General features: G+C 61.1%; 6 protein-coding genes and 1 tRNA gene. 6 read left to right on the top strand and 1 reads right to left on the bottom strand.

Annotated elements, in window-relative coordinates; genetic code table 11:
• Positions 1-319: 319 nt before the first annotated feature.
• A complete protein-coding gene (locus EB812_RS11495) occupies positions 320-1,024 on the bottom strand; it encodes a nucleotide exchange factor GrpE (protein WP_380059459.1) in 705 nt (234 codons plus the stop codon).
• 264 nt (positions 1,025-1,288) lie between these two features.
• Between EB812_RS11495 and hisD the strand changes: the two genes are divergently transcribed.
• The 6 genes from hisD (at position 1,289) to EB812_RS11520 (ending at position 5,464) form a co-directional block, all read left to right on the top strand.
• Positions 1,289-2,593, top strand: a complete 1,305-nt coding sequence (gene hisD, locus EB812_RS11500) for a histidinol dehydrogenase (protein ID WP_118230649.1) — start codon at positions 1,289-1,291, stop codon at positions 2,591-2,593.
• Positions 2,594-2,617: 24 nt separating this feature from the next.
• Positions 2,618-3,499 carry a phosphoribosylaminoimidazolesuccinocarboxamide synthase gene (locus EB812_RS11505; RefSeq protein ID WP_118230650.1) on the top strand — a complete coding sequence of 294 codons (882 nt, stop codon included), beginning with the start codon at positions 2,618-2,620 and terminating at the stop codon, positions 3,497-3,499.
• Positions 3,500-4,195: 696 nt separating this feature from the next.
• Entirely contained in the window at positions 4,196-4,966 is a 771-nt protein-coding gene (locus EB812_RS11510; RefSeq protein WP_118230651.1) for an enoyl-ACP reductase FabI, read from the top strand.
• A 29-nt stretch (positions 4,967-4,995) separates the two neighbouring features.
• Positions 4,996-5,121, top strand: a complete 126-nt coding sequence (locus EB812_RS11935; protein ID WP_270229490.1) for a hypothetical protein — start codon at positions 4,996-4,998, stop codon at positions 5,119-5,121.
• Positions 5,105-5,293: a hypothetical protein gene (locus tag EB812_RS11515; RefSeq protein ID WP_130958324.1), complete on the top strand. Its 189-nt coding sequence runs from the start codon at positions 5,105-5,107 to the stop codon at positions 5,291-5,293. Before EB812_RS11935 ends, EB812_RS11515 begins: the two co-directional genes overlap by 17 nt.
• A 76-nt stretch (positions 5,294-5,369) precedes the next feature.
• A tRNA-Ser gene (locus EB812_RS11520) sits at positions 5,370-5,464 on the top strand.
• Positions 5,465-5,714 lie beyond the last annotated feature (250 nt).

Consider the following 5,714-nt stretch of genomic DNA (forward strand, 5'->3'; position numbering starts at 1 on the left):
GCACCATTTCTTCTCGACTACGAACCGTCAGTTTGGCATTCTTATGGCTGTTCACCCTTTCCCCCTCTCGGTTTGCTGTTGTCTGTTAACTCCAGCTTTACCGATTTGGGGAGGGTGAACAACCTATTGAAACACTACACCTAGAGCAGTTTACGAATGAAATGAGTTAATTGCTCTGCAAGGATTTTCTTGAAAATCCTTGCCACGAAATGCGAGAAGGCAGGCTTTTGCCTGCCGTAAGCGAGCATTTCAAGTGTTAAATACTCTAGTGAACAATCACGGGGGCGGCGACTATCTGCAGTAAAATCCAAAACAACAACTACGGGTTGACCATAACCTTGGCCGGGCGCAGCAGCCTTTCGCCCAGTTTATAGCCGCGCTGCAGCACGCGGGTCACTGAATGCGGGGCCAAGTCGGGCTTGGCGTCAAAACCCACGGCTTCGTGCAGGCCGGGATTAAATTCCTCGCCCTCTTCGCCCACAGGACGCAGGCCATGCCTGGTCACAGCGTCCAGCAAAAGTTTGCGGGTCATGGCCACGCCCTGCAGCATATCCTTGCAGGCTTCGTCCTTGCTGCCGTACTGCAGAGCCAGATCCAGGTTGTCCAGGGTCGGCAGCAAATCGCCCAGCACCTTTTCAGCCGCATAGCGCACCTGTTCCTGATGTTCGCGGGTCAGGCGCTTTTTAAAATTGTCCATCTCCGCTGCGGCGCGCAGGCGCAGTTCTTCTATTTCCGCCTTGCAGCGAGCCTGGACGTCTGCATCCGCCGGGGCGGCGTCGGGCATAAACATGTCCACCACATCCTCGTCCCCGGCCTGTTCGGCCACGGGCATTTCCTGGCCGGGCTGCTCTCCGGGCGCCGTCACGAGGTCCGCTTCATCCGCAACGGGCGCGCCTTTGGACGCGGCATGGTCTTCAGGGCGGGCTCCCCGCGCATCGCCGGGGGCGGTTTCGGGCGCGGTCTCCCCTGCCGCCGCATCGTGGAAGGGCTGCCCGTAAAAATGGTGCATCTTATGACGCTGCATGCTTCCTCCAAAAATATCTCCGCCGCAGGGCGGCATCATTGCTGCTAAGTAAGGTCGCCCTTGCCCCGTGTCAAGACGCGTGAGCCTGTACAGCCTCGACATTCCTCGCCGCCTTCTGTATATTCGCTCTTCCAAACGAGGACCGGAGAGGCACCCCCACCACCCGCCGGCCCACAGGCCGGGCGGCAGAACGGGCGCCGCCCGCTGTGACGCGCTTCAGCGCCGTCGGCAACAGCATGCCCGCACAGGAAACCTGAACCAGCTATGACCTGTCGGATTCTGACCCTGCAACACCCGCAGGAATGGCCCAAGATGTCCCAGTGGCTGCAAGGCCGTCGCAACCCCGGCAACGAAGCCGAAGCGGCCGTGCAGGAAATTCTGGCCGCCGTGCGCGAGCGCGGCGACGCGGCTTTAGTAGACTACACCCGCAAATTCGACTGCCCGGATTTTGCCCTACCCCTGCGGGTGACCGAGCAGGAAATAGCCCGCGCCGCCGCCACAGTGCGCATTGAAGACCGCGAAATCATCAGCGCCGCCGCTGCCAACATCCGCGCTTTTCACGAGGCGCAGGTGGAAAAATCCTGGTTTCTCACCAGAAAAGACGGCAGCATCCTGGGCCAGCAGGTGCTGCCCGTGGACGCAGCGGGCCTCTATGTGCCCGGCGGACAAGGCGGCAACACGCCGCTCATCTCCAGCCTGCTCATGAGCGCCATCCCCGCCCAGGTGGCGGGCACGCCCCGTCTGGCCGTGTGCACCCCTCCCCGCAAGGACGGCAGCGTCAACCCCCACATCCTGGCCGCCGCGCACCTGCTGGACATTGACGAAGTTTACCGCGTGGGCGGGGCCTGGTCCATCGCGGCTCTGGCCTACGGCACTGAAAGCCTGGCGCCCGTGGACGTCATCGCCGGGCCCGGCAACATCTTTGTAACCACGGCCAAGCGGTTGGTGCAGGGGCAGGTGGGCATAGACATGATCGCCGGCCCCAGTGAAGTGCTGGTGGTGGCGGATTCCTCCGCCAACCCCGCTTGGCTTGCGGCGGACATGCTGTCACAGGCCGAGCACGATGCTCTGGCTTCGGCCATCTGCATCACCGACGACCCGCGCCTGGCCGAGGCTCTGAATATGGAACTGCAAAAGCAGTGTGCCGCCCTGCCCCGCGCCGCCATTGCCGCGCGTTCACTGGCGGACTGGGGGGCTATTGTGCTTACGCCCGACCTCAATGCGGCCGTGGCCGTAGCCAATCAGGTGGCCCCGGAGCATCTGGAACTCTGCGTGCGCGACCCCTGGGCCGTACTGCCGTTCATCCGCCACGCCGGGGCTGTGTTCATGGGCCAGCACAGTCCTGAGGCTGTGGGCGACTACTTTGCCGGCCCCAACCATGTGCTGCCTACCTTGGGTACGGCACGCTTCTCTTCGGCCCTGTCGGTGCAGACTTTTTGCAAAAAAACCAGTGTGGTGGCTGCCTCTTCCAGCTTTTTGCAGCAAAACAGGGCAGCCATTGCGGCCCTGGCCCGGCTGGAAGGGCTGGAGGCCCATGCCCGCTCCGTGGAAGTGCGGGGCAAAAAATAACGCGGCCTGCCCGCGGGAGTTCCCATGAAAGTTGTGGTCAAAACCCAGATCGACGCCTACCCTCTGCTTTCGCGCGGCAAGGTGCGCGACATCTATGCGGTGGACGACGATACCCTGCTCATCGTCACCACGGACCGCATGTCCGCCTTTGACGTCATCATGAATGATCCCATCCCCTACAAGGGCGTGATTTTGAACAAAATTACCCTGTTCTGGATGGAAAAATTCAAAGACATCATCCCCAACCACCTTCTGGAAAGCGATGTGGACCGCTTTCCCGCCGCCCTGGCCCCTTGGAAGGACGAGCTGGAAGGCCGCGCCGTACTCGTGCGCAAAGCGCAGCCCCTGCCGGTGGAGTGTATTGTGCGCGGCTACATCACCGGTTCGGGCTGGAAGGACTATCAAGCCAACGGCACGCTCTGCGGCTACGCCCTGCCCGCTGACCTGCGCGAATCCGACCGACTGAACCCGCCCCTGTTTACGCCCTCCACCAAGGCGGCGCTGGGCCAGCACGATGAAAACATCAGCGTGGCCAGGGCCGCCGAAATCCTGGGAGCGGAAACCGCCGCCCAGGTAGAGCGGGCCTCGCTGCAGATCTATGCCGCCGGACGCGCCTGGGCTGCAGAACGGGGCATCATCGTGGCCGACACCAAGTTTGAATTCGGTTTTATTGACGGCAAGCTGCACCTCATTGACGAGGTGCTCACGCCCGATTCCTCGCGCTTCTGGCCCGCCAAGGGCTACGAACCCGGCCACGGCCAGCCCAGCTTTGATAAGCAGTACCTGCGCGACTGGCTCAAAAAACAGCCCTGGAACATGCAGCCGCCCCCGCCGCCCCTGCCCCAGGACATTGTTGACGCCACTGCGGCCCGCTACCGTGAGGCCTATGACATTCTGACCAAATAATGGCATTTTCTGCAGGGCCGTTACTTGCGGCGGCCCTGCGCCCGGCGTGTGCTTCGGGCACGGACGCCGCGCGCCCCGCACAGCGCCATAACAGTTTTCCAGTGCGCCGTTGCGGGTTCGCAGTGCCCCCTAAACAACGGGCGGCGTGAAGCGCATAGAGCATTGCAACGTTGCAATGCCCTGACGATTGCGCAAGCAGCAGCCCGCTGTGAGGGCGCAAGCGCAGCTTCAGCCTTTGCGACGCAGAAACTTAGCCCGTTACGACGAGGGAAGTTACGGGCAAGACAGCAGCGCTGGCTCCGAATAAAGGCAGCAGCGCTGGCTCCGGATGAAGGCAGCAGCGCTGGCTCCGGATGAAGGCAGCAGCGCTATGCCTTTGCACGGCTAAGCGCCGGAACGAGCGTGCCGTAACCTTTAAGAATACAGATTCGTAAAGGTAATCTGCGCTGGACCAGTCGCCTTTGGAAATGCACTTTCGCAAAGGCAGCAAACGTCCCAAGCGTTTGGGCACGCGCCCTCGCCGGTGCGGCAGCCTGATTATAGGGTGATTTCCCAGGTTTTTGCTGTTATAGTTATGCCGCCGCGTCGCGGGCAGACGCGCGTGACGGCTTTTGCGCCGGGTTCCCCCGGATCGCGGCCCAGCCGCACAAACTGTATGCCGGAAACACCGGCCCCCTACAGCAAGGAGGAGAATCCATGCTGCTGCAAGGAAAAAAAGCCCTGATCATGGGCCTTGCCAACAACAGAAGCATCGCCTACGGCATCGCCGCCGCCCTTAAGGAACAGGGCGCGCGCCTGGCCTTCAACTATGTGGGCGAGGCCATTAAAAAACGGGTGGAGCCCCTCAGTGAGGAACTGGGCGGTGAATTTACCTTCCAGTGTGACGTGTGCGACGACGGCCAGATCGCCGACGCTGCCGCCCTGGTCAAAGACAACTGGGGCGACCTGGACATCCTGGTCCACTCCGTAGCCTTTGCCAACCGTGAGGATCTCAACGGCCGCTTTCTGGATACCTCGCGCGACGGCTTCAAGCTGGCACTGGAAGTTTCGGCCTTTTCGCTTACCGCCCTCTGCCGCGCCTTCGAGCCTCTGCTGCACGACGGCTCTTCGGTCATGACCATGACCTACCACGGCTCCACCCAGATTATCCCCGGCTACAACGTCATGGGGGTGGCTAAATCGGCGCTGGAAGCCTCTGTGCGCTATCTGGCCTACGACCTGGGCCCCAAGGGCGTGCGTGTCAACGCCATCAGCTCCGGCCCCATCAAAACCCTGGCGGCCTCGGCCGTATCCAGCCTCAAGGATATTTTTACCCTGGTGGAAAACCACGCCCCCCTGCACCGCAACGTCCGCACCACCGATGTGGGCGGCGCCGCCGCCTTCCTGGCCTCGGATCTGGCCCACGCCGTCACCGGCCAGGTGCTCTATGTGGACAGCGGCTTCAGCAAAATGGGCGTGCCCGCCTGATGGCGGCCTGACCGCCATACGGATACTGTATGGATTACGCACTGCTGAACGCGTTAGGCATTACTGTTCTGGCCGCTTTGGCCCTGTGGGTCTTTGTGCGCGCGGCGCGCAAGGAACAAAGCCGCCACAAACAGGACGATGAAAAAAATCATTGAAGCATCGTGGCCGGTGGGAAACCGTCCGCGTCCCGGCGACAATGTGGTTGCCCGGTTTCGCCGTCAGACCGGGGGTCTGACGCCGAAAATGCGCACCTTGGCGCAGGGAAAAACAGCGCAATGGCTTCGACACGGCAAGACCTGTAAAAACAGCGCGCCGCCGCGCGGCTGAAACTGCATTTTTTGCTTGCAGTCAGCACAGTTCTGCTATATAAGCATTGGGCTTTGCGCAGCACATCTGCGCATACGGAGAGGTGTCCGAGCCGGCCGAAGGAGCTCGCCTGCTAAGCGAGTATACGGGCTTAAACCTGTATCGAGAGTTCAAATCTCTCCCTCTCCGCCACATAGCTAATAAAACCGCCAAGTTATCTGATGATAATTTGGCGGTTTTTGCGTTCAAAAAAGGGGTGTTTTTAGCGAGTACATGGGGCTCTACACCAAAGACGGCTCTACACCAAAGACGGGGGCAAGCCCCTTCAAAGGGCAGTTTTTCCGACAGGTTTCTGAACAATTCCCCATCCATTTCAGCAGCACAATACGCGCACCCGCAGGCGGTAATTTTCGAAGTTGCGGAAGCCATACGCTCGCCGTTG

The organism is Desulfovibrio legallii (assembly GCF_004309735.1).
Classification (GTDB): domain Bacteria; phylum Desulfobacterota; class Desulfovibrionia; order Desulfovibrionales; family Desulfovibrionaceae; genus Desulfovibrio; species Desulfovibrio legallii.

What these genes read in the sequence shown, in the direction of transcription:
- hisD (WP_118230649.1), top strand. Translation starts at nt 1,289, where the DNA reads ATGACCTGTCGGATTCTGACCCTGCAACACCCGCAGGAATGGCCCAAG.
- EB812_RS11515 (WP_130958324.1), top strand. Translation starts at nt 5,105, where the DNA reads ATGAAAAAAATCATTGAAGCATCGTGGCCGGTGGGAAACCGTCCGCGT.
- EB812_RS11935 (WP_270229490.1), top strand. Translation starts at nt 4,996, where the DNA reads ATGGATTACGCACTGCTGAACGCGTTAGGCATTACTGTTCTGGCCGCT.
- EB812_RS11495 (WP_380059459.1), bottom strand. Translation starts at nt 1,024, where the DNA reads ATGCAGCGTCATAAGATGCACCATTTTTACGGGCAGCCCTTCCACGAT.
- EB812_RS11510 (WP_118230651.1), top strand. Translation starts at nt 4,196, where the DNA reads ATGCTGCTGCAAGGAAAAAAAGCCCTGATCATGGGCCTTGCCAACAAC.
- EB812_RS11505 (WP_118230650.1), top strand. Translation starts at nt 2,618, where the DNA reads ATGAAAGTTGTGGTCAAAACCCAGATCGACGCCTACCCTCTGCTTTCG.